This window comes from Fictibacillus sp. b24 (genome assembly GCF_030348825.1).
GTDB lineage: Bacteria > Bacillota > Bacilli > Bacillales > Fictibacillaceae > Fictibacillus.
In genome coordinates, this window is record NZ_JAUCES010000005.1 from 3,064,939 (window position 1) to 3,086,692 (window position 21,754).

At 39.6% G+C, this 21,754-nt stretch carries 22 protein-coding genes; 2 read left to right on the forward strand and 20 right to left on the reverse strand.

Annotated elements, in window-relative coordinates:
• Positions 1-84: 84 nt before the first annotated feature.
• Positions 85-1,101, reverse strand: coding sequence for a TRAP transporter substrate-binding protein (locus QUF49_RS15995; RefSeq protein WP_289496658.1), 1,017 nt, complete (start codon positions 1,099-1,101; stop codon positions 85-87).
• Between the two features lie 31 nt (positions 1,102-1,132).
• Positions 1,133-1,882 carry an IclR family transcriptional regulator gene (locus tag QUF49_RS16000; RefSeq protein ID WP_289496659.1) on the reverse strand — a complete coding sequence of 250 codons (750 nt, stop codon included), beginning with the start codon at positions 1,880-1,882 and terminating at the stop codon, positions 1,133-1,135.
• 385 nt (positions 1,883-2,267) lie between these two features.
• On the opposite strand from QUF49_RS16000, the gene QUF49_RS16005 reads away from it, so the two are divergent.
• Positions 2,268-3,413: a histidine kinase N-terminal domain-containing protein gene (locus QUF49_RS16005; RefSeq protein WP_289496660.1), complete on the forward strand. Its 1,146-nt coding sequence runs from the start codon at positions 2,268-2,270 to the stop codon at positions 3,411-3,413.
• Between the two features lie 43 nt (positions 3,414-3,456).
• Here the strand turns inward: QUF49_RS16005 and QUF49_RS16010 are convergent, their stop codons facing one another.
• From QUF49_RS16010 to QUF49_RS16045, 8 genes are all read right to left on the reverse strand, one after another.
• Positions 3,457-4,323 (reverse strand): dimethylarginine dimethylaminohydrolase family protein, encoded by an 867-nt coding sequence (locus QUF49_RS16010; RefSeq protein ID WP_289496662.1) that lies wholly within the window; start codon positions 4,321-4,323, stop codon positions 3,457-3,459.
• A 174-nt stretch (positions 4,324-4,497) separates the two neighbouring features.
• Complete coding sequence (locus QUF49_RS16015) at positions 4,498-4,647, reverse strand: hypothetical protein (protein WP_289496663.1); 150 nt, start codon at positions 4,645-4,647, stop codon at positions 4,498-4,500.
• 323 nt (positions 4,648-4,970) lie between these two features.
• The gene (nadE, locus tag QUF49_RS16020) at positions 4,971-5,789 is read right to left on the reverse strand and encodes an ammonia-dependent NAD(+) synthetase (protein ID WP_289496664.1); all 819 of its coding nucleotides are present in this window, start codon (positions 5,787-5,789) and stop codon (positions 4,971-4,973) included.
• Positions 5,790-5,804: 15 nt separating this feature from the next.
• Complete coding sequence (gene nadD / locus QUF49_RS16025) at positions 5,805-6,419, reverse strand: nicotinate (nicotinamide) nucleotide adenylyltransferase (protein WP_289496666.1); 615 nt, start codon at positions 6,417-6,419, stop codon at positions 5,805-5,807.
• Positions 6,420-6,431: 12 nt separating this feature from the next.
• Positions 6,432-7,904 carry a nicotinate phosphoribosyltransferase gene (locus QUF49_RS16030; RefSeq protein WP_289496668.1) on the reverse strand — a complete coding sequence of 491 codons (1,473 nt, stop codon included), beginning with the start codon at positions 7,902-7,904 and terminating at the stop codon, positions 6,432-6,434.
• 27 nt (positions 7,905-7,931) lie between these two features.
• Complete coding sequence (locus QUF49_RS16035) at positions 7,932-8,480, reverse strand: cysteine hydrolase family protein (RefSeq protein ID WP_289497680.1); 549 nt, start codon at positions 8,478-8,480, stop codon at positions 7,932-7,934.
• Between the two features lie 77 nt (positions 8,481-8,557).
• The gene (locus tag QUF49_RS16040; protein ID WP_289496669.1) at positions 8,558-9,334 is read right to left on the reverse strand and encodes an NUDIX hydrolase; all 777 of its coding nucleotides are present in this window, start codon (positions 9,332-9,334) and stop codon (positions 8,558-8,560) included.
• A 245-nt stretch (positions 9,335-9,579) separates the two neighbouring features.
• Positions 9,580-10,422, reverse strand: a complete 843-nt coding sequence (locus QUF49_RS16045) for a DUF4037 domain-containing protein (RefSeq protein WP_289496670.1) — start codon at positions 10,420-10,422, stop codon at positions 9,580-9,582.
• A 107-nt stretch (positions 10,423-10,529) separates the two neighbouring features.
• Between QUF49_RS16045 and QUF49_RS16050 the strand changes: the two genes are divergently transcribed.
• Entirely contained in the window at positions 10,530-10,766 is a 237-nt protein-coding gene (locus QUF49_RS16050) for a GNAT family N-acetyltransferase (protein ID WP_353958327.1), read from the forward strand.
• A gap of 111 nt (positions 10,767-10,877) precedes the next feature.
• On the opposite strand, the gene QUF49_RS16055 is transcribed toward QUF49_RS16050, so the two are convergent.
• From QUF49_RS16055 to QUF49_RS16100, 10 genes are all read right to left on the reverse strand, one after another.
• Positions 10,878-11,564 carry a YqcI/YcgG family protein gene (locus QUF49_RS16055; protein WP_289497681.1) on the reverse strand — a complete coding sequence of 229 codons (687 nt, stop codon included), beginning with the start codon at positions 11,562-11,564 and terminating at the stop codon, positions 10,878-10,880.
• A gap of 89 nt (positions 11,565-11,653) precedes the next feature.
• The gene (locus tag QUF49_RS16060) at positions 11,654-12,673 is read right to left on the reverse strand and encodes a phosphotransferase (RefSeq protein ID WP_289496671.1); all 1,020 of its coding nucleotides are present in this window, start codon (positions 12,671-12,673) and stop codon (positions 11,654-11,656) included.
• Between the two features lie 9 nt (positions 12,674-12,682).
• Entirely contained in the window at positions 12,683-12,988 is a 306-nt protein-coding gene (locus tag QUF49_RS16065; protein ID WP_289496672.1) for a DUF2087 domain-containing protein, read from the reverse strand.
• A 16-nt stretch (positions 12,989-13,004) separates the two neighbouring features.
• Positions 13,005-13,427, reverse strand: coding sequence for a DUF2500 domain-containing protein (locus QUF49_RS16070; RefSeq protein WP_289496674.1), 423 nt, complete (start codon positions 13,425-13,427; stop codon positions 13,005-13,007).
• A 195-nt stretch (positions 13,428-13,622) separates the two neighbouring features.
• Positions 13,623-15,422, reverse strand: coding sequence for an IucA/IucC family protein (locus QUF49_RS16075; RefSeq protein WP_289496675.1), 1,800 nt, complete (start codon positions 15,420-15,422; stop codon positions 13,623-13,625).
• A complete protein-coding gene (locus tag QUF49_RS16080) occupies positions 15,406-16,608 on the reverse strand; it encodes an MFS transporter (protein WP_289496676.1) in 1,203 nt (400 codons plus the stop codon). The genes QUF49_RS16075 and QUF49_RS16080 overlap by 17 nt, the downstream gene beginning before the upstream one ends.
• Entirely contained in the window at positions 16,584-17,933 is a 1,350-nt protein-coding gene (locus QUF49_RS16085; RefSeq protein WP_289496678.1) for a lysine N(6)-hydroxylase/L-ornithine N(5)-oxygenase family protein, read from the reverse strand. The genes QUF49_RS16080 and QUF49_RS16085 overlap by 25 nt, the downstream gene beginning before the upstream one ends.
• On the reverse strand, positions 17,908-18,492 hold the full coding sequence (locus tag QUF49_RS16090) for a GNAT family N-acetyltransferase (protein ID WP_425590473.1): 585 nt from the start codon (positions 18,490-18,492) through the stop codon (positions 17,908-17,910). The genes QUF49_RS16085 and QUF49_RS16090 overlap by 26 nt, the downstream gene beginning before the upstream one ends.
• Positions 18,476-20,263 (reverse strand): IucA/IucC family protein, encoded by a 1,788-nt coding sequence (locus QUF49_RS16095; RefSeq protein ID WP_289496679.1) that lies wholly within the window; start codon positions 20,261-20,263, stop codon positions 18,476-18,478. Before QUF49_RS16095 ends, QUF49_RS16090 begins: the two co-directional genes overlap by 17 nt.
• Entirely contained in the window at positions 20,260-21,753 is a 1,494-nt protein-coding gene (locus QUF49_RS16100) for a pyridoxal phosphate-dependent decarboxylase family protein (RefSeq protein WP_289496680.1), read from the reverse strand. Before QUF49_RS16100 ends, QUF49_RS16095 begins: the two co-directional genes overlap by 4 nt.
• Position 21,754 lies beyond the last annotated feature (1 nt).

Genomic DNA, 21,754 nt, shown 5'->3' on the forward strand with positions numbered 1-21,754 from the left:
TTCCCCCATTTATTGGAGGCTTTACACTTTGATAGATATCCCTGTCGTAATTAATCTTCAATTAAACCACACCAATCTCTCAATCTACTTTCTTACTGATTCTATAAATTCTTGAATAAGAGGGTCAGTCGGTCCGTATTTTTTATCAAATTCTTCTATATATGGCTTGAATAGTTCTGGGTCAATATCATAGATTTTCATTCCGTTGTCAGCTAGTTCTTTTCTAAACTCTTCTTCTTGCCCTGAACGTGTTTCAACCGCATAATCTGCTGCAGCTTCTAAAGATTCACGTACAATCTTCTGATCTTCTTCAGACATGCCTTCAAACGTTTTTTTGTTAACCATTCCGACTGCCGGCCAAACCATATGATTTGTAACAGCTCCATATTTTGCAACTTCATAGTACTTGTTTGTAATCGCTGCATCCAAGTCCATGTCCATTCCGTCGATTACTCCTGTCTGTACAGCTGAGTAAACCTCAGGAAGAGGAAGTCCTTCTGTTGAAGCACCTGTTGATTTATAAAAGTCCTGCATTGGAGGGCTTGGTGTTACACGAAGTTTTAATCCTTTCATATCTTCAGGTTTTTGAACATCCTTATCTTTAAACAACATGACGCGCTGACCCGCAAAAAGATAATCCAATCCTGTAATTCCTTGCTCATCCAGAGTTGCTAGGATCTTTTTCGCTGGTTCAGACTGTCTCGCCTTATGTGCTGCTTCCAGATCTTCAAAAGCATATGGAGCAAACCATGCTGCAAATGAAGGTGAACGGGAGCTTGTGTATGCTGCTGTTATAAAACCAAAGTCAACAGAACCTGATTCGATTTGCTGCATCATATCCGCTTCACTTCCAAGCTGGGAGGATGGATAGATCTCGAGTTCAATCCTTCCATCTGACCGTTTAGATAACTCTTCTTTAAATTTCTCTGCAGCTTTATGCCACATGTGTGAAGGCGGTGTGATATGCGCTAGTTTGAACTTGTATGTCTTTCCATCAGAAGATGCATCCCCTGAACTTGCGGAATCCTTGGCTCCGCTGCTGCAGGATGTTAAAAGAATCAATGCCAGCAATACAGTCATTACGATTTTTAATTTCTTCATCCCTATCAACTCCTTATTTATGTAAGCGTTATCATAAAACACTAATATAACCGAGTTCTTTTGAGATTGACTCTGCTGTTTTAACGACATGATGAATCATAGAAGGTGTATCTTGCCCTAGCATATACGATACAGGTCCTACCATATTAAGTGCAGCGATAATTTGTCCTGTATAAGACTTAATAGGAGCAGCAATTCCATACAACCCCATTTCGTTTTCGTTGTTGCTTATGGCATAACCATTTGTTCTTATATCATCAAGTTCAATTTTCAACTTTTCAACACACGTAATAGTATTGGGAGCACGGCGAAGCAATCCCCTTGATATGGTCGGCTTAATCATAGAGGGGTTAAAGGCTAGCAATACTTTTCCTGTACTTGTACAATAGGCAGGTTTTGTATCTCCTATAAAAGTGGGGACAGCTACTGAATTTGATGAAGCTACTCTTAGAACGAAGCGAACTTCACCACGATCGAGCATTCCGATATGTACGGTTGTGTTAAACCTTCTGACAAGACCTTCGCACAATGGCAGTGCTTCCGTATTTATGTCTTGCTGATACATGACGTGATTGCTCCATTCTAACAATTTCCATCCTAATCTATATTTTTTCTGACTGTCTTGAATCAGTATGCCTTCCGAGCAAAGTGTGCGAACTAAGTGATGAACTGTGCTCGCGTTCATGTTAAGTTTTTCAGCAATCTGCAGGTTCCCTAGTGCTGGTTCATCTTTCGTAAAGCAATTTAATATCCTTGAAATTTTTTGAACAGATGAAATCACCAATTCTCCCCCTCAAACGGATACGATTTAGTTGAAGTCAGCTAGCAACCACCCCTTTCAATATGCGTTCATCGTATTGAAAACGGTCGGCTTGTACAATGTCAAAATTTCATAATATGAAATTACAAGAAATATATTTTGAATAATTAGAAAATTCTAGAGGATTATATTCATTCATAAAGAAGAAGTAAGGACTAGAGGTTTATGTTAGTTTTCGTGGTCTTCTGTCGATTTACCTCCTATTTTCATAATTTCATGAAAAAAATGTAAACTGCATGTGGCAATTCGTCTATATTTCAATTACTATATGTAGTATAAATACTTTTATATATCAAATGATTGATTCATTCTTTCCATGATTTTATTGTTGAAAGAGGTGCGAGAGTTGGACATTACTGAAAGTCTTATCACTTATATGGATGAAAACCTGCCTACCTACTTACAAGACTGGCATCAGAGAGTTGTCATTTCAAACCATGACATACATAAAGAAAAAGTGATTGAAAATGCCTTGCATATGATTGAGCTAGTCAAGTTATCCTTACGCGGACAACTATCCCCTCAAAAAATCATGCACCTCGCACATGAAGTAGCCGTCCAGCGGTTGGAAGCGAAAATCAACATAGGGGAATTTGTTTACAATGTAAATTTGGGCCGCAGTGAGATTGTGCGGTTTGTTACAGGCTCTGGCATATCTATCGAACAGCTTCAGCCTGTCATTGAAACGATTAATTCTCTTTTTGATGAATTTTTGTACCATGCCGTTAAGAAATATACACAGTTAAAAGATGCGGAGATTCAAGAAAAGACCCTGTTCATCGATCAGAGTCATAAAGAGCGTTTGACCATTTTAGGGCAGATGTCATCAAGCTTTGTACATGAATTTAGAAATCCTCTTACAGCTGTTATGGGGTTTGTGAAGCTCATGCAGCAAGAGAATCCGAACATGAAATACATAGATATTATCAGCCATGAATTAACACAGCTAAACTTTCGAATTTCTCAATTTCTTCATGCCTCCAAAAAAGGGGTTCAAGAACGTGAAGCAGAGGATTTTTCATTAGAAGATTTGTTTACTGATATTCTAGACTTTATGTATCCAAGCCTAGTGGATGCAGATGTTACAGTGATTCCGCGTATCGATCCCACGATTACGCTTAAGGCACACAAGGACGAGCTGAAACAAGTTCTGCTCAATCTCATCATGAATTCTATCGATGCGCTGCGACAAAAAAAGCAAAATCGGCGCATCATGATCTTTAGTAAAATGGAGAACGACGCAAATGTACAGATTACCATTTCAAATAATGGACCTGCTATTCCATCTGAAACCATCAGTACGATCTTTGAGCCTTTTTTTACAACGAAAGAGTTAGGAACAGGTATTGGCCTTTTTGTGTGTAAAAAGATTATCGAGAAGCATAACGGTGCAATCAGCTGTTCGTCAGATGATAACATCACTACTTTTACGATCGTTCTTCCGATTCGCGGAGCTGTTATAGAAGAAGAAATCTCACACTTGGAAATATAAAAGGAACTTGGAATATCCAAGCTCCTTTTTTTAATGCAAACTTTTAATGCATCTCTTCACGATACAAGGGCATCGAGCAGCATCTGAACGATCCGCCTGATTTAATGATTTCGGATATATCCACCTCAAGCACGTCAAACCCTCTTTCACGAAGTGCCGCATTTACTTTTTTATTGACGGGTAAGCTTAAGACTTTATTGTTGCCAATCGACAAAACATTTGTCCCCAATGTAAACTGTTCATCTTTCTCTACTTCAATTATATTAAATTTCGCTGCAAGAATTTGATATTCCTTATCATCAAAGGCATCTTTATAAATCAAAGCATCTTTTTCAGATAAAATGTTAAATACACAGTCCAAATGTAAATACTTCGGATGAAAGGGTACGGAAACAACATTCATATGAGGCAATTGAGACTGAAGTTCCTGTATCGTCTCTTCAGAAGTTCTTCCGCTCACACCGATAAACACGGTATCTCCATGAACGATGACATCGCCGCCTTCAATACGGTCACCTTCAATTAGAGAGAGATTGATCTGGTGTTCCAACAGCCAGTTTCGCAAGACTTTCTCTTCACCATCACGAATGTTGCTTCCCATTCGAGAAACGAACACCGTCTCACCAATGGTAAAACCAATATCCCGAGTAAAAACTTGTTCCGGAAACCTTTCTATCGCAGGAAGCTTATAAACGTCAACTCCATTGTTTTTCATCGTCTCTACAAAGAGCTGATGCTGTTTCATCGCACGCTTCATGTTGATATTATCTTTAGCAAAATGCCTCTGAGTTTCATTAATAATTTCATCGATTTTCATGTATCTTGGTTCACATACGATCACCTTTTTCAACACACCATATTCACTATCACAATTCACGTGTTTGTATTCTCCTTTTATTACGGTAGCCATTTATAATCCTCCATTACGCACATAAGGTATTTATAAGGCTCTTCCCTAAATCAATAGTCCCGTAAACGTTTTTTGCATCTTTCATTAGTTTATTTATATTTTTTCCAAAAATGGCTAAAAGTTATCTTCTTTTTGTTACATTCATGAAATTCATGAAAAAACATGGCTGTTTCATTAACTGTGATGCAATTGGAAGTGGTTGATTTCCGTTCCATGCGCTCGCTTTCCGCGGGGCAGGCGGTGAGCCCCTTGCCGCTTTGCGCCCTTAAGGGTCTCACCTGACCGCTCGTCCCGCAGGAGTCTCGCACCTTGCACTCCAATCAACTTTGTCAATGAAGCTAAAACAAAATAATTGATAGCAAAAATCTTACAAAATAATTGATAGCAAAAATCTTACAAAATAATGTACAAAACCAAAAAACAACTGACTTAGAGATCCATTGTTGCCTTTTGCTGTCAGCTGTTTAATATTTTGTTTTAATTTAATTGGTCTGATCGTATACTTAAGCGCAAGGAAGCCAAAAACGCGCGTAAAAGAGCTTGGAGTGCGCGCAACGGACAACTTCCTGTGCGAATGTGTAAAAAATATAAAACACGTACCGTAAAACCCTTATTTAAACAGTTTTGATCATCCCGTCCTTACTACCTTACTTCCACCACGTTTCATGCATGCTCGCAGGAAGTTGCCTCTTATGTTCTGTCATGAGATAACGGTCCTCAATTTTCTTGGCTGCCTCTTCAGAAACTTTCTTACCTTCTAAATAATCGTCAAGTTCATCGTACGTAATTCCTAATTCCGTTTCATCTGCTTGCTGCGGTTTTTCATCTAATAAATCAGCAGTTGGCTGCTTTAAATAAAGTCTCTCAGGTGCTCCTAATTCTTTTAATAACATTTTGCCTTGACGCTTCGTCAACCCTGACAACGGGAGAATATCTGCTCCGCCGTCTCCGTACTTGGTGAAGAAGCCCGTTACTGCTTCAGCTGCATGATCCGTGCCGATCACTAGCAAGTTCGCTTGGCCACCCACAGCATATTGAGTGATCATCCTTACTCTAGCTTTGACGTTACCCTTGTTAAAGTCGGAAAGCTGTCCTGACGTAAACGTGTCATAGCTTCCTGCAAAAGCATCTACTGTTTCTTGAATATCAAATGTTATACGTTCGTCGGCATTGATAAAAGACATGGCGAGATCTGCATCTTCTGCATCTCTTTGTGTTCCATAAGGCAGGCGAATCGCAACGAACTTTACGATGTGACCTGATTCCCTCAGCTCTTCTATGGCCAACTGAGCTAATCGACCAGCAAGTGTGGAGTCCTGCCCACCGCTAATTCCTAGAACAAATCCCTTAGCTTTAGATTTTATTAAATATTCTTTTAAGAACGTCACTCGGTGTTGTATTTCAATTTGCGGTTCAATTTCAGGCTTTGTATTCAGTTCACTTATGATTTTCTGCTGCAATGACATTGCTATCCCCTCCTATCACGTATACAATTCGTGTTTTTTAATATAGTCATAACAAGAGTCCGGCAAAAGGTATCTTGGTTCTCCGCCTTTAGAAAACTCGTCTCGAATATAGGAGCTGCTGATCTCCATAGATAGCCCTTTATCGATCAGGTGAAATTTGGTTCCATCGTCATGGTTTCTAAGGATTGGTGAACGAGAGATGGTCTTCACCATATTAATTTCATCCCTAGCCATCACAATAAATTTGTTGCTAGAGATCAATTCTTCGTCGTACTTCCATTTTCCGTCTGCAATATCTACTAAAAGATCGGCTCCCATAATAAAGTAAACCTCATCTTCTGGATATTTCTTTTTAAAATGTTCCATCGTGTAAAACGTGTATACTTCCCAGGCATCTTGAAGCATCTCGTAATCATCTGCTACAAATTTGTCGTTATTAGAAATCGCTAATTGCAGCATACTCCACCGGTGTTCATCAGAAGTCTTCATGATTTTGTCTTTTCTTTTACTTGAACACGGAAGGAAGATAACTTTATCCAGTTTACAGCGATGTGCAACCGTGCTCGCAGTCCATAAATGAACATTTGTTATGGGGTCAAAGGATGAACCATAGATACCGATCTTAGCCATTTTACTTCCTCCTTATTTTTCACCAATCAACTGCATGACTTTTGTCTGTACATCTTGAATGTTCTTCATCTTGTTATCCCAGCATACTTGGCTGAGGTCCACTGGATATTCTTCCGGATACATCGTGCGTTTGTACTCATCCCATAACACTTCCAGATTCTCTTTAGCATATTGCTGTATTTCTGTCAGACTAGGAGTTTCATAGACTAAGTTGCCACCTACAAAAATATCCTGATGAAGCTCTTTCGCTTCAAAGTTCGTGACGAATTTACTGATAAACGTGTGAACAGGGTGAAACATTTTTAGTTTCGATTCTTCCTGAGGTGTTTCGCTATCCATCGCGATATAATCACCTTCAGATTTGTTATTAAGTGTATTAATAATTCGATAAACTTTTTTCATACCAGGCGTCGTAACTTTCTCGGGATTGCCGCTGATCTTAATCGTGTCGACCATCTTTCCATGTTCGTCTTCAATCGATACGAGTTTGTAGACCGCACCTAAAGCAGGCTGGTCATACGCGGTAATTAATTTTGTTCCAATACCCCATGAATCTATTTTTGCGCCTTGTGATTTCAAGTTAATAATCGTATTCTCGTCTAAATCGTTTGACGCAATAATCTGGGTATCTGTGAAACCTGCTTCGTCCAGCATCTTTCTAGCTTCTTTAGAGAGGTAAGCCAAATCACCGCTATCTAAACGAATTCCTTTAAAGTTGATTTTATCGCCTAACTCTTGAGCCACTTTTATCGCTGTAGGTACACCAGATCGCAACGTATCATACGTATCTACTAAAAACACACAGTTTTTATGGCGGCGAGCATACTTATGAAAAGCAACATACTCATCACGGTACGTTTGTACAAGTGCATGGGCATGAGTACCGGCAACTGGTATTCCAAAGAGTTTTCCTGCTCTTACGTTAGATGTTGCCTCAAATCCTCCGATAAATGCTGCTCTCGTTCCCCAAATCGCTGCATCCATTTCTTGTGCTCTGCGTGTTCCAAATTCCATTGCTCGTTGCTCTCCAACGACTTGTTTGATTCGAGAGGCTTTTGTCGCCACAAGTGTTTGATAATTGACGATGTTCAAGATCGCCGTTTCAATAAGCTGTGCCTCAGCAAGTGGTGCTTCAATTCGTAAAATGGGTTCGTTTGCAAATACAAGCTCTCCCTCCACCATTGAACGCACTGTTCCAGTAAATTTCACTTGCTGCAAATAGTCCAAATAATCTTCTTCATAACCTAGTTCATTCCTTAAATAATCAATATCACTTGCAGTAAACTTAAAATTTTGCAGATAATCTATGATTCTTTCTAAGCCAGCAAATACAGCATATCCGTTGCCAAAAGGAAGCTTGCGGAAAAAAACTTCAAACACCGCTTTTTTATTGTGCATATTGTCTTCCCAATACGTTTCTGCCATATTGATCTGGTAAAGGTCTGTGTGAAGCGTTAAGCTATCATCAGCATAATGTGTATTCATCGTTAGGTTACCTCCAAAAAATTAAAATTATAGAACTTTTGCGTTTAAACAACTTTTAAAGTGTCCTAATGCCCATTCATGTCCAGCTTGGTTGAAGCTTGCCACACCTTTTTCATGGACAACAATTTGAAGTCCCGCATTGTAAGCATCAATTGCGGTGTGAAGACAGCAGATGTCTGTGCAGACGCCTACGATATGAATCTCTGTAATACCGCGTTCACGCAGCTTCATTAATAGGTCCGTTCCAGCAAAGGCGCTATATCGTGTTTTATCCATCCAATAAACGTTAGATTTATCTTTGTTGTTTTCGTAGACTTTTTGAAGGTTGCCATAAAGTTGTCGACCGGGAGTTCCTGCAATGTTATGTGGGGGAAAAAGCTTGTTTTCCGGATGAAATTCATCGTTAAGTTGATGCTGATCAATGGCAAAAACAACAAAGTCACCGCTCTTAAGAAATTGTTCTGTGATAGAGATGATTTCAGATTCAATGTCTTGGGCTGGTTTTCCACACGTCAGTGCACCTTCATCTGCTACAAAATCAAATGTGTAATCAATGTTTATTAGAGCCTTTTTCATCATAAATTCCTCCCAATGATTGTTTTATCAAACTACAATAAACAACTTGTTAATTATAAACCTTAAAAAAAAGTGCGTTAATATCGTGCTGTATAGATTGGCTTTACGACATCCATATCAATAAACGTGTAAAGCTTTGTTGCTCTTTTTGAAGTTCTAGTAGTTGTTTTCCCCTGTACTTCTTGAATAAAAGGAAGTGATTTTATTTTTCTTGAGAACGATTGATCGCTTAATATGGCTGGATCGTCTGTTACCGTTTTTAGTACGGCTTGCAGCTCAGAATAGGTAAAATGTTTTGGCAAAAAATTCTTAGCTACTGTTGTCTGCAATAAGTCGTTTGTAATGACTTTGATGGCATCCCCTATAATCTGTTTATGGTCAAAAGCAAGATCGAGATTGAGAACCTCTTTTACTGAAAAAAGCTCTATATCCGCTGCGTCGTCTTGCGCTTTTCTAAGCGATAGATACGTATCAGGTACGATGGCATAATGTGCATTTGAGATAATCCATCCTCTAGGATCCCGCCCCGGCTTGTCGTACACTCCAAATTGTTTAATGTGGATTCCTGAGATGTTCGTTTCTTCTTCTAGTTCACGTTTTGCCGCTTCGAAACCCGTTTCATCATCTTGCACAAAGCCTCCTGGAATAGCCCACTTGTTTGCTTCAATGTTTGTATTCCCCTCTGTATCAAGCCCTGCTCTTTTGATTAGCATGATCTTAAGGTCCATCGTTGGAGGTTTATATGCTTCGCTTTTTTCAGAAATGATAGTAAAGACACAAATATCGGAAGTATAACCATCTGGTGTACGATATTTTTTGATGTCGTATTGTTCAAGTGCTTGCTTATTAGACAATGGTGTCCCACCTCTTTCAATTAACAAAATGTTTATTGTTAATTTATTTATATTCTATTTACCTCAAAATGTCAACACGTAAACCTATTATGAAACAAGATTATTTTTCAATGGGGCAACCATTTTTAAAACCATTCATGACTACGAAAACAGCCAAAACAAAAACCACCCGAGAAGACGAATCCACCCGGATGGCTATTTCTTTTGTGTATGAATTTTTTTGTTTTTATACTCTTATTGTGTGATCAGATCATATTTTTGGGCCGCACAAAAGCCATTTTTTCTTTGTTTGTATCTAAGAAAGGAAGATTTGGATAATGCTTCTCAACTAGTTGAAATACTTCTTCAATCAGCTGCTCTAATTTTTGTATACTTTTTTGAACATCACCAGTTAGAATAGCTGATAATCTCTGATTTAGATTTTCTGGTTTTATCACAAAAATCTCACTGTATTTGTGCATCCACTTAAAAGAAGGATGGTGGATGTACAATTTATTTAATGCAAAAAGTGTTCCTAATAACTTCTTCTGTACACCGCTCATCAGATCATACAACATAATCCAATCTTTCCTGTCTAATAAGGCATAACGGTTGTTCCATCGATACCAAAGAGCTAGGTTTTCTTCAATCATGTTTTTCGCAAGATCATCTGGATAAATTTCAACCTTCTTTTTCAACTCGTTAATGACATGATCACCATATAAACTTTGTCCATAATAAACGGACGAAACCATGCATTGCTTGCCATAATCGATCTCATACTGCTCCACAACCTCAGCTATCCACTTTTCTGCAGTAGTTGTTAAAAAGCTGCTAATCTCGAGCTTAACATTCTGAGGTGTCAAATAACTCTCCGCCCATTCTTCCTCTTCATACGGGTGAAAATCAATGATAGAGCCATTTATTGCTATGATGGGATTCATCCGGTCTTCATCATGAGGTTTTTCCGACCAAAAAATATTAAGTTCAATGTCAGAATACTTATCCTCCCATCCCCTTGAAACAGAGCCAGCCAATAATACGGCTTGTACTTTAGGGTTTTGTTGATATATTGCGGCCAGTTCTATCGCGATATCTTTTAATTTCATCTTATACTCTCCCGTAAAACACCTTGTTAGTTAGGCATGTATCCATAACTCTCATCACTTACGAACCTACTAACTTATGTAAATAATTGATACTATAAGATTAGCATATTTTCTTTTATAAGGAGCTTCTCCAGTTCGGCCTTGAAAAGTTACAGCTTCATCGTATTTTTGTGACATGCGATCCAAGAAATAAAGCATCTGAAAAAGTTTTATCTAAAATAGGCATGACGTTAGAAGGAAGAATGCGTGAATGCATCCTTCTTAAAGACGGCTGGCGTGATTCTATGTTGTTCAGCATGCTAGAGCATGAATGGAAACGCCTTAATGTTGATATTTTAGGGTAAGTTGTTGATATTTCATTAATTTTGGTTGATATTCGACAACCTGTTGTTGATATTCAACAATTTTGTGTTGATTTAACAAAAAAAGGACTCGGCTAGAGTCCTTTTTTCCATTTATTTATGATGAAACGGACATTTTCCCGTTATCGGTTCAACATCGTCTCCAATAAAATATTGCTTCCACTCACGATGTTCAGGATCACCGTAATGACTAATGTTCGGATGTTTCGGAAGATTATCCCACTTCTCCACCCGCTCCCGAACCTTTTCACGAGACATCGCGCCACCAGGTGACGTCCCTTCTAGCCCGTCAAAAATACGGCGTGGCTGGAAACCGAGAACTAAGCTGTTGCCAAGATCTCTTGTTTTACGCTGCTTGTAGGCAGGTGCATTTCCAAATACAAAATACGGCTCGTTATCGAATGAAAATGCAAACAAGTGATGGTCTGGATCTTTCGGAATGTGTTCAGGCCAAGGCTGATTATCGGTCTCATGAAGAGACTGAAGCATCTTCCAGAAGTAATCCCGATAGTACGGAATGTCTTTTTCCTCTTTCTCAGGCTCCACAAACACAAATAATCCATGACGAATCAATTTTGGTGCATCAAAAAGCTTGTTAAACTCTCGGATTGCTTCAGGCAGATTCGACCAATCATCATGCGTCACATACGCATAGCGAAGCTCTCCCTTGTTCTCAGCTGCCATTCCAAAATAACAAGGAAACGTCTTGTTGGTTACGGTTTCGTGAAAGGTCTTATACTCATCAATGACCCAAGCTGGAACTTTTTCTGGATTTGTCATATCTTCTTTTTTCAGCAAGCACAATTGTTTCGTCTCCACTTAACCACTCCTCTAGTCTGTTATTGAGGAATTTCCCTTAAGCTACTTTGTTAAAACATGAATATTGCTGCTTCCTTTTTCCAGCCAAGCATTTTTTCTAACTCATTCAGATGTTGTGCTAACCATACCATCTCATGCTGAAATCGTTTCGGTGGCTCTCCTTCGTGGGGTTCAATGCTGATCCACCAAGCGCTTTCCATGTACCATAACAATTTTAAGGATGTAACTAACCTTTCAATTGATAATTTATTTGTATTATCGTATCCCTTTAGAAATGCATGGACAGCTTCAACATTTAATGCGCCGTTATGTAAGCATGTTGAGATGATGACTCTGCCAATATCCAACTCGATAAAATCATAGTTCAATCGGTCAAAATCCAGGATAGCGGTTATGTGTTTCCCCGAGAAAAGCAGGTTATCTACCCAAAGATCACGGTGGCACCAACCAGGAGTAAGGTGTTCAAGTTGAAGTGTTCCCATGTTTATTGTTGCTTTTCTTTGAAGTTCGATTAGTGTTCTTAAATGATCTAAGTCTTGTTCTTCGCATTGAATCGCAACTGATTCCCAATAGTCTAGACGATCTTGAAGAGCAGGAATCTGAAAAACAGTCTTCGATTTTGCCGGCAATGTACCATCATTTAATAGTCGATGAAGCTTTCCAATCTCTTGGCCCAATGACTCCATCTGCTCTGGTGAAGCTTTTCCCGGTTTTATAAGACTACCTTTCATAAAACGCATGACGGTAAAAAGCTCACCACTTGAAGACTTATGTAAAAGGTTGCCTTCATTTGATAGAAGTTTTGGGCAAGGGATGTCAGCAAGAAATGAACGATTTTGAGTGCAAAGAGCTGTATGTATTGTTCTCAAGTCATATTTCTTAATACGCTCTTTATTGTATTGTTTTACTAAAAAAACACCTTGATCCGTCTCTATTTTCCATTTTAGATTCAAATAACCTCGTTTAACTTGTGTGCTTTTCATTACTTGAAAACCAAAACGCGTCTGTACTTCTTCCTTTAAGTGCTCCCATAATAATTGTGTTTCTAATTCTTCATTCAGTTCTCTCACTTCTTTCTGTTACTTCAGCTCTTGCCAATTCGTCCAAAGTGATTCGTCTCTTTTTTTGTAATTACCATCTTCTCGATCCATATATCCATTTACGATAAACTCTCTTCGAATCGTACAAAAATCTTCATGATACTTTTTAATAAACTCGTTTATCTCCCTTTCTGTATAAGTATGGTTATCATCCAGCTGTTGAACGAGATATTCCAGCACCACTAACTTTTTCTTCTTTTGAGAAGGAATGTTTTTAAGACGTCCTTCTTTATTTAAAAATGCATTCAACACACTTTTTTGATAGTTTTCTAGACTTGCTGTCATATAGATCATTCTCCTTTTAGCTTAATTCTGATTGTCTATTCCGCTCAAATCCTAAATAACGTGATCCTTGAAAATTCAGTATTCCTCTATCTCCTTCTACCAGCATACCGTATTCTTGTGAACCCACATGAAACTCCATACGATCACCGCTTTCCACTTCAAACGTTGCATAGTACCATGTAGAAGCTGACGTGTCATTTGCGCCTCCACTTACTTTCGTTCTCTTCGTAACTAACTCGGCAGTCACAGCTAATTTAGGCTGTTTGTTATTGCTGCTCCACTCACCAATTCCTTTTATGATAACAAAAATGAAAATGCTGATTACGATAACAAAGAGAGCTCCTCCAAATAAAGGAAGAACATCAAACATCCAATCGCCGCTGCCACCAAAGCCTGGTTCTTCAAAATGATCAAAATCTGTATCCTCAAAGTTCCCCATGACTTAACCCCCTCCTACTCCCTTACCATAATATTACATACGAAGGAGAAAAAACAGAAGTTTCAGTTTATAAAAAAGCTTTTTACGATTCGTGTTCTTTTATGTATTAAAGTTCGCGGAATGTACAGTCTTTGACATGTGTTAGTGTATTTATTTCTCGCATAACAAAAAAGCCGCCGAAGCGACTTTTTTCGATTAAAGAGATATTTTGTTCACCTTGAGTTCATGCAGCGCATTTCGTACTTTTCCAAACTCAGATGCATGCGGCCGATCTTCGCCATCACCATAGCCGTAGTCTACCATTCGATTGCGGTTCAGACATAGCTTCGTCAATTCAGGTTTAAAGAAGTCAAACAGTTTAAAACGTTCTTCTAAATGTGAAAACCTCGCCTGATATGCCTCAATACTATCCACTAAGTGTGACCAGAATGCTGTTTCTTCTATTAACTGATTGCGTACCGTGACATTTGACATGTAGCGCAGGTGGCAAATGAACAACCCCGTGAAAATAAACTGAGTCAATCCTTCTGGCGGCTCGCTGCGCAATACAGCCCGCAATTCTTCCGTCACTCCCTCTAACTCAGGAAATGGCTGATCCGAGATATTCACGTCATCTACGTAATCTTTTACAGCTAATCTCTCAGGCTTATAGTCTTTTAAAATTAAAATCGTGTTCTGACCGTGCGGCGAGAAGACTGTTCCATATTGATAAAGAAAATGCAGCAGTGGCGGCATCACTACACCAAAGAATTCCTTCATCCATTCGTCAGCACTCAATCCAGACTTTTCAATCAAACTTTGGACATACGGCTTGCTATCTATATCGACATGATGGAGAGCTGCTAGCGTGATCGGCTGCTCACCATCTTTTAAATACGTATAGATACTTTCACGCCAAATGGTTCCGAGCATCTCCAGATATTGATATGGAGCACCTTTCAAATTGCTGTAATGAGCGTGATCCACGTTGATGCTTGCTACTTCTCCAGGCAGCACGACTTCACATTCATCTCTTAAAAAGCTGTCACGGTCAAAGATTCCTTTGATGTGCTCTGTTACACGCGGTGCAATTACCGTTCGTTCTGATGGAAGACCTCGATACACGAGCGTATTTAAAATACTCATTGGAAGTTTCACATGTGACTTCAAGGGATTACTTCGGTTTACAAACGTTCGCACTGACTGCTGCGGCAAATAGTGATCTGTTCCTTCTTCTAACGGAACGATCATGCCGTTCGCCAAGTCTTCAGGGAAGTTTTGGATCAGCACATTTTTCCACTGCCATTCATGAACAGGCATAAAGTAATAATCGAGAGGCAGCTTTCCGTTCTCACGTAAAATTTCGTTAAAGCGCTGAATAAGAACACCATCAAGCTCTTTTATCAATAACTTCTCATAATGGAGTTCACTAACGGATTGAAACTGTGCGCGGTCACGGTGAACGGCAATCCAAAACAGTTTCGTTTCATTCTGGTTTTCAGGGGCATACTTGCTGTAATCATCAAAGCCGAAACCGATTCGCCCTTTGTTGTATGTGATCCACGGATGGCCTGACATTTCTCCCTCTAACTCTGCATAATCAAGATCCACTAATTCATCTGACGTTTTTACATGGTGATTTAATAGATTGGCATCCGCAATGAGCGTATGGTTCAATTCCTTAATCAAATGACCTGCTGTTTCTGCTGACATACCGATCATCGGCTGAATATCCAATAAGAAACGAATTGCACTTGTTGCCGGCTTCCACTCTTCTCCCTCAAAAACTTCAATAGATTTCGGATCTACATCAAAGCTGTCAAACAAACGTTTTTCAGCGGTAAAACGATACTGACGATCCTCTGTAACAGTAAATACGTATCCCTCTTCTTTTTGCTCAGGAAAAATCATGTCTTCATACATATACTCAGCAAGCATCTTCGCGAGCAAATTTTTGTTTACCGTCTCCCACGTATCCTTCTTAAGAATCGATTCTGTTTCATTTATATAAAACATGTTTTTCCTCCTTATGTATGTGAAGTTTCTCTCTGTTTTTTTCTCTCGTGAACGTACCCCATAGGAAAACAAGTATATGGAGAACGACGAACAAACTTGCATAAACAAAGATAGCTGATATCGATTGTTCGTTTACAATGGATGATGCTGCTACAGGTGCGAGCAAGAGTCCTACGTTTTGAATCGCAGAGATCTTGCTATAATCGCCATGCGTGTTCTGACTACACTTGAAAAGTAACACATCCAATTTAGCCAGACACCACGCTGCTCCAATTCCAAACATGCATCGGAACAGTACAAGACCCGCAATGCTTGTTTCGATACCTTGAAAAAATAATCCAACAACCATCATGCCTGTTGCCGCTATATAACCACTCCGTCCTAATTGATCACTGTATTTTCGGATGAGAGGCAAAGATACAATCGCCATCAGACTTGGTATTAAGTACAATAAACTGCACATCAACGTACTCGTGTGATACACAGCCTCAGTGTACGTTGTGAAAAATGGCCGAACCATATTCACTGCCAAATGGAGGGTTAACACGACAATTCCGAAAAGAAAGAATTGCGGCAACAAGCTGCGTTGGTTTTCTTGTAATGCTGCATCCATGACTTTGGTCTTGCTCACTTTTTTTAACATGAAATAACTGAACAACCCTAGCAAACATTCCATGATCCCTATCACCCAGAAGATCAATAAAGGATTGTCCATCTGAATGACCCATCCCGACAATAAAGTTGCTATTACGATTGCTCCCTGCAAAACAGCATGATAACTAGCAGCAGCACTTGTTGTACTCTTTCGGTTCTCCTGCATCAAAATTGTGTAAAGCAGAAAATAACTGCTCTTAAAGATCAGCAACAGAACACTCGCTGCAACAAACATTTCAAAGGTCTGTGAAATTGCCATCAAAAAGCAGGATAGCCCTGTTCCCCATTGACCGATTATCAAAAGAAAAGAACTGTTTTTCCATTTGTTTTCCATAAGACCCCAAATTGGTGTGAAGATCACGACAACGAGCCGGCAGGTCATAATGTAAAACCCTGTAATGTTCGGATCTGTTATCCCATAAACTTTTTTAAAAAACTGCGGGTAGAAAGGCGATAACAGTACTTCTGTACAGATAAACAGAAAAACACAGCTCAACAGAAAAAGATTTAATGAACGGTTGTTGGATTCCATGAAGGTTCCAATCCAAAGTTCTGAAACACGTTTTTATGAGAAACAGAATAGATTTCTTTTTCAAAAAGTTTATTGATGATCACTGCGTTTCTGTGTGCACCAAGGCCAAGATCTGGAGCACCAACACCATGTGTGTGCAGCTCACCATTCTGAATAAAGATATGGTTGTTCTCAAGGTCTTTCGTCTGCAATCGATAATCATGTGTAATCTGGTATCGGTTTTTGTGATCCCACTCGATACTCTCCTGCATGTTCATTAAGAAATGCGGAAACGATGGTGAATATCCCGTTCCTAAGATAACGACGTCAGATTCTAGTTCAAACACATCTCCCGTAACGTTTTGACGAAGTGAGAGCATGTGTGTATCTGCTTTCTTCTCTAGAGAAACAAGTTCGGTCATCGCCTGCAAATGGATATCAGGTTTTTGTTGGCCTACCGATTTTTCATAAAGAAGATCATATATATCCGCAATCGTCTCCATGCTTATTCCTTTATATAAGAGATCTTGCTTTTGCAGAAGATCATCCTTCTTGGATGGAGACAGTTTATAAAAGAAATCCGTATAATCCGGTGAAAAATATTCAAGTCCAAGCTTTGAGTACTCCATCGGGAAAAATCCTTTTGAACGCGTGAACCAGTTTAACGAATACGAATCATTATCCTGATGCTGCGCAAGATCATAGAATACCTCTGCTGCACTTTGCCCTGAACCGACTACCGTAATCGACCTCGCGTTCAGCAGCTCTTCTTTTCGATCTAAATATTGAGAAGAGTGGATGACTTTTGTGCCAAGCTTCTTCTCTAGGTGTGAAGGGACAGAAGGACTTGTACCAATGCCAACCGCAAGATGTTTCGTATAATACGTTTCCGTTTCTCCAGTTTCCTCAGATCTTACGATGACTTCGTATAATGGAACGTCTCCATTTTCAACAGGCAAGATCTGCTCTACTCCCATTCCAAAACGGCAAGAGTTCAACTGACTTGCTGTCCAACGGCAATAGTGATTGTATTCCTTGCGGGGAATATGAAAGTTCTCCAGAAAATAAAAGTGGTACAATCGATTGTGTTCTTGAAGATAGTTTAAAAACGTGTACTTGCTTTTTACATTCGCCATACTTACCAAATCAGCGAAGAAAGGAACTTGCAGGGTCGTACCATCGATCAGCATCCCTTTATGCCAGTTGAACTCTGTTTTCTTTTCAAAAAACAGTGCCTCTTTACCGCCTGTTTCATCAAGCATAGCCGCTAGTCCAAGATTGAACGGACCGATGCCTACACCAATGATGTCATACACTTTTTCAAATTGCGGCTGTTTCAAAGACATCTTTCCATCTCCTCTCAAACGTTTCTCTATGGCAATACATGAGCATACCTGTCTTATCAGGCAGCTCGATCGGTTTCACTTTTTCAAAACCGCACTTTTCAAACACATGGATCATCTTCTCGTTTCGAATATCAGGCTCAGCAATGACCTTCTCCGTTCCTTGATTTAAAAACTGAAAATTCACGATTGCTCGTAATAAGGGGAGTGCATATCCTTTACCTAGAAAAGCTTCTTCCCCGATTAATAGATGTATTCCTTGATCCTCAGGGTGCGGATCGTAGCAATTCTCAACCACATCCCCCCTCACCCAATATGCTTCCCAATAGCTCATCGGGACGCCATCGATCAATCCCAAATACAGAGTTTGGTGTTCATCTTCTAAAAATTTCTCTAAATGCTTTTTATAGTCTTCAAACGAAATATCGAGCTTCCAGTAAGGAACTACGTAAGACTGCTGCTGCCACTTGTGTAAAAGTGCCACATCTCTCTCAAAATCTACTTTTGCAAATGATAATGTTTTTTCAATGGTGTAATCATAGAAACTAAACGCTGGCTGCATTTGAAGTCAACACCTTTTGTAATGGGTTCGGTATGTTCGTATAAACAGATTGTGTTTCAAGTGAGCCAACGAGTTCGTCCATATCATGAAAACGTGTTAGCAAGTTCGCTTTACAAGGAAGTTCTTTTGAATCTAGTAAACTCCTTAACAACCCGGATTTTCCTTCTGTTAAAGTATCATGGTGCATCAAACGATTTCGGAGCATGTCCATAAGCTCTTCTTCATCGATTAAGTCTGCGGCTCCAAAACCGTTTATCAGACCAAACAGATGATTCATGAAAAAGTAATATCGGAACCGTTCGATTGCGACTTCATCACTACAAATGGTAACACTCTTCCGATTAAGGTCAGGCAGCTGTTTCACTAACAAGTCTGCTTTCGATTCGCTGTAATAATAGCCTTGATTATCACGGTAATAAAAATGCTTTGGATAGCCGTTCTCCATCTGGACGATCGAATTCTGCTGATGGGCCTCAAGCGCCACGCCATATGTTTCATACAGCCAAAGCATTGGATCTAGAGCGATCGATAAGTATTCACCAAACCAATCCTTGCTCACTTCTTCTGTCGATCTATTCTCTTTTTGAGCTAAGTCTTGTATGATTGCTTCGATTCGTGACCGTCCACCAAATCCATGATCCTGGCAAAGACCAGCTACTAAACTCGCATTTTGATCATTTTCATAAAATGGGTTTTCTCTGATTACCACTTCAAATCCTGACGTTTCTTTTTCCGTTGGGATGTTTAAGAATGCAGGATCCTGAATGATTTGGAACGATGGAAAGATCTCCTTCAGCTCTTGTCCGATTCTCGATTTCATGAGTCTGGAAACTTCTACTCCTCTATGAAGCTCCTTTTCCAAGTTGACGCGAAGAGAGTTTGTAATCTTCACAGGTACAGAGAATTTAAACATGTATTTAAAATCTCGGCTGTATACAGAACGCATGGAAGACGTCGCTGAGAACGGTTCACCGAAAGGTCCTATGTATGTTAACTCTTCGTCTTTAATTAATGTTTGAACAGAGAGATCATTTAATAGAACAGGTACTTGTAATGGATGCACAGGGATAAAGACGGATTGTTCATCACGTTCTATTTGTTCCATAAAATTCTCATCCTTCTCAAGCAGCTGCAATGTAACCTCTTCCGCTGTCACCTTGTCAGCGGAATCCTGATCGACAATCGACCGGTCAGCTTGAAAGAAATGCAGCTGAAACGTTCCCTTAAGTTCCGGAGAATAGAGAGACTCCTGCTCGGTACTCATGCCTTGCTTGCTTTTCGGTGTCGGGTGAAGAAGGTGCCCAAAAAGAAGAGACTGCTCTGCTTCAATAAACGTGAACTCACTGTTTTCTAGAGCATCACTGTCACTTTTCCGTTCTTCTAAATAGCGCTGTATGTTCTTTTTGCTAAGAATTGTACGAAGCATCAATTCATTTTCTGCATCTTCACGATCTGAATTCAGCAATAATTCCTTCGAAAGAACGGATACAAGTGAAACGTAATCGAGTGAGATTACTTTTCCACTAGATTGATGAAGTATAGGAAAATGAAACAGATGCCTTCCTGTTAAAGACCAATGCTTTACCGCTGCAAAAATCGCAGAATCCTGATTGGCTAGTGAAACTTTCAACCATCTTTCTGGTGTTTCACCGTTCCAGACTATCTGCTCCATGTCACCTTCAAACTCTATAAAATTACGAGTTTCTCTCAGGTAACAGTTCAAGAAACTCTGCATGCTCGCATTTTCTGCTCGTTGTTTATAATTTGTCATTGGGTGATCTCCCTGTTTTCGTACTCTGCTGCAAATTGAGAAATGCTATGAAGAACGTCTTCAATATCGACGATTGTCGTTCTCGGATTCAACAATGTAAATTTCAAAAATACTTGATCCTTTACTTTTGTTTTGGCGACCAAAGCTGTTCCTGTATGAAGAATCTTTTTATAGATAAACATGTTCAGCTCATTCAGCTTTTCTGTTAGTCCACCTCTATAGCGGAAAACAATCGCGTTGATTTCAGGATTTCTGTTACAAACTTCGATATCTTCGTTATGTTCCATCACACCAGCCGTCTGACTTGCTAGAAGAAGCGTGTAGTCGATCATGTTGGCAAAGTTCTTTTCACCAACGATACGAAGAGACATGAATAGCTTCAGCGCATCAAATCGTCTAGTCGTTTGAACAGATTTGCTTACCAAATGAACAAGTCCGTCTTCTTCATCGTTCTCTGGGTTCAAATAGTCTGCATGATGTGTAAGATAACGAAAGCTCTCCTTATTTTTCACAAAGAATGCGCCACAGCTGATCGGCTGATAAAATTGCTTATGAAAATCGATCGTGATGGAATCTGCTTGCTCAATCCCTGCTAATTTATGAAAATGCTTCTGACTTAGCATCAACGCTCCGCCATAAGCGGCGTCAACATGAAGCCAAAGCTCATGTTTTTCAGCAATTTCCGCAATTTCTGGAATGGGATCAATGCTTCCAAAATCTGTTGTTCCAGCCGTTGCAACTACACACATTGGTATGAGACCTCCAGTTTTTAACCGTTCGATCTCTTCCGTTAACTTAGCTGTGTTCATTTTTTTATTGCTGTCTGTTGGAACTGTAACTACGGCTTGTTCTCCTAGTCCTAATTGAAACGCAGACTTTTTGACAGTGAAATGAGCACTTTCTGAACAAAGTATGCGAAGCTTATGGAATTCGGTTGGCAAGCCTTGTATCTTAACGTTCCATTTCCATCGCTTATCACAAAACCAATCTCGCGCTAACAATAAACCCATATAGTTGGATTGCGTACCGCCACTCGTGAACGTACCATCAGACATTGGAGGAAGGGTAAGCTTTTCACTCACCCATTTGATAAGGCGTTCCTCCAGATAAGTAGCCGTTGAACTTTGATCCCAAGAATCCATGGATTGATTAAGTGCACCGATGATCAGCTCGGCTGCAATCGCAGGAATCAGAGGGGGACAATGGAGGTGCCCCATGCTCGTTTGATGAGACACATGGATGCTGTTGTTCACGATTTTTTTCAAAACATCTTCCAGTACGGTAAACGGGTCATCACCGTCTTTGGAAGTTAGCGAAAGATTCTGTATTTCTTTTTCAATTTCTTTCGGAGCTGATCCGTTAAACGCATTGGTATTGTTTTTATAGAAATTACTCAACAGATGTTGTGCTTCCAAGACGATATGATTGAAACTCTGTATTCCCGTTTCACTATCATTAAGAAAAAAACGGTCAAAATCGGTCGTGTTCATG

Coding starts and splice junctions, on each gene's coding strand:
- QUF49_RS16100 (WP_289496680.1), bottom strand. CDS start 21,753: ATGAACACGACCGATTTTGACCGTTTTTTTCTTAATGATAGTGAAACG.
- QUF49_RS16095 (WP_289496679.1), bottom strand. CDS start 20,263: ATGACAAATTATAAACAACGAGCAGAAAATGCGAGCATGCAGAGTTTC.
- QUF49_RS16030 (WP_289496668.1), bottom strand. CDS start 7,904: ATGAATACACATTATGCTGATGATAGCTTAACGCTTCACACAGACCTT.
- QUF49_RS15995 (WP_289496658.1), bottom strand. CDS start 1,101: ATGAAGAAATTAAAAATCGTAATGACTGTATTGCTGGCATTGATTCTT.
- QUF49_RS16085 (WP_289496678.1), bottom strand. CDS start 17,933: ATGTCTTTGAAACAGCCGCAATTTGAAAAAGTGTATGACATCATTGGT.
- QUF49_RS16055 (WP_289497681.1), bottom strand. CDS start 11,564: ATGACAAATCCAGAAAAAGTTCCAGCTTGGGTCATTGATGAGTATAAG.
- QUF49_RS16075 (WP_289496675.1), bottom strand. CDS start 15,422: ATGTTTTATATAAATGAAACAGAATCGATTCTTAAGAAGGATACGTGG.
- nadD (WP_289496666.1), bottom strand. CDS start 6,419: ATGGCTAAGATCGGTATCTATGGTTCATCCTTTGACCCCATAACAAAT.
- QUF49_RS16045 (WP_289496670.1), bottom strand. CDS start 10,422: ATGAAATTAAAAGATATCGCGATAGAACTGGCCGCAATATATCAACAA.
- QUF49_RS16035 (WP_289497680.1), bottom strand. CDS start 8,480: ATGAAAAAGGCTCTAATAAACATTGATTACACATTTGATTTTGTAGCA.
- QUF49_RS16090 (WP_425590473.1), bottom strand. CDS start 18,492: ATGCAGCCAGCGTTTAGTTTCTATGATTACACCATTGAAAAAACATTA.
- QUF49_RS16065 (WP_289496672.1), bottom strand. CDS start 12,988: ATGACAGCAAGTCTAGAAAACTATCAAAAAAGTGTGTTGAATGCATTT.
- nadE (WP_289496664.1), bottom strand. CDS start 5,789: ATGTCATTGCAGCAGAAAATCATAAGTGAACTGAATACAAAGCCTGAA.
- QUF49_RS16070 (WP_289496674.1), bottom strand. CDS start 13,427: ATGGGGAACTTTGAGGATACAGATTTTGATCATTTTGAAGAACCAGGC.
- QUF49_RS16080 (WP_289496676.1), bottom strand. CDS start 16,608: ATGGAATCCAACAACCGTTCATTAAATCTTTTTCTGTTGAGCTGTGTT.
- QUF49_RS16010 (WP_289496662.1), bottom strand. CDS start 4,323: ATGGCTACCGTAATAAAAGGAGAATACAAACACGTGAATTGTGATAGT.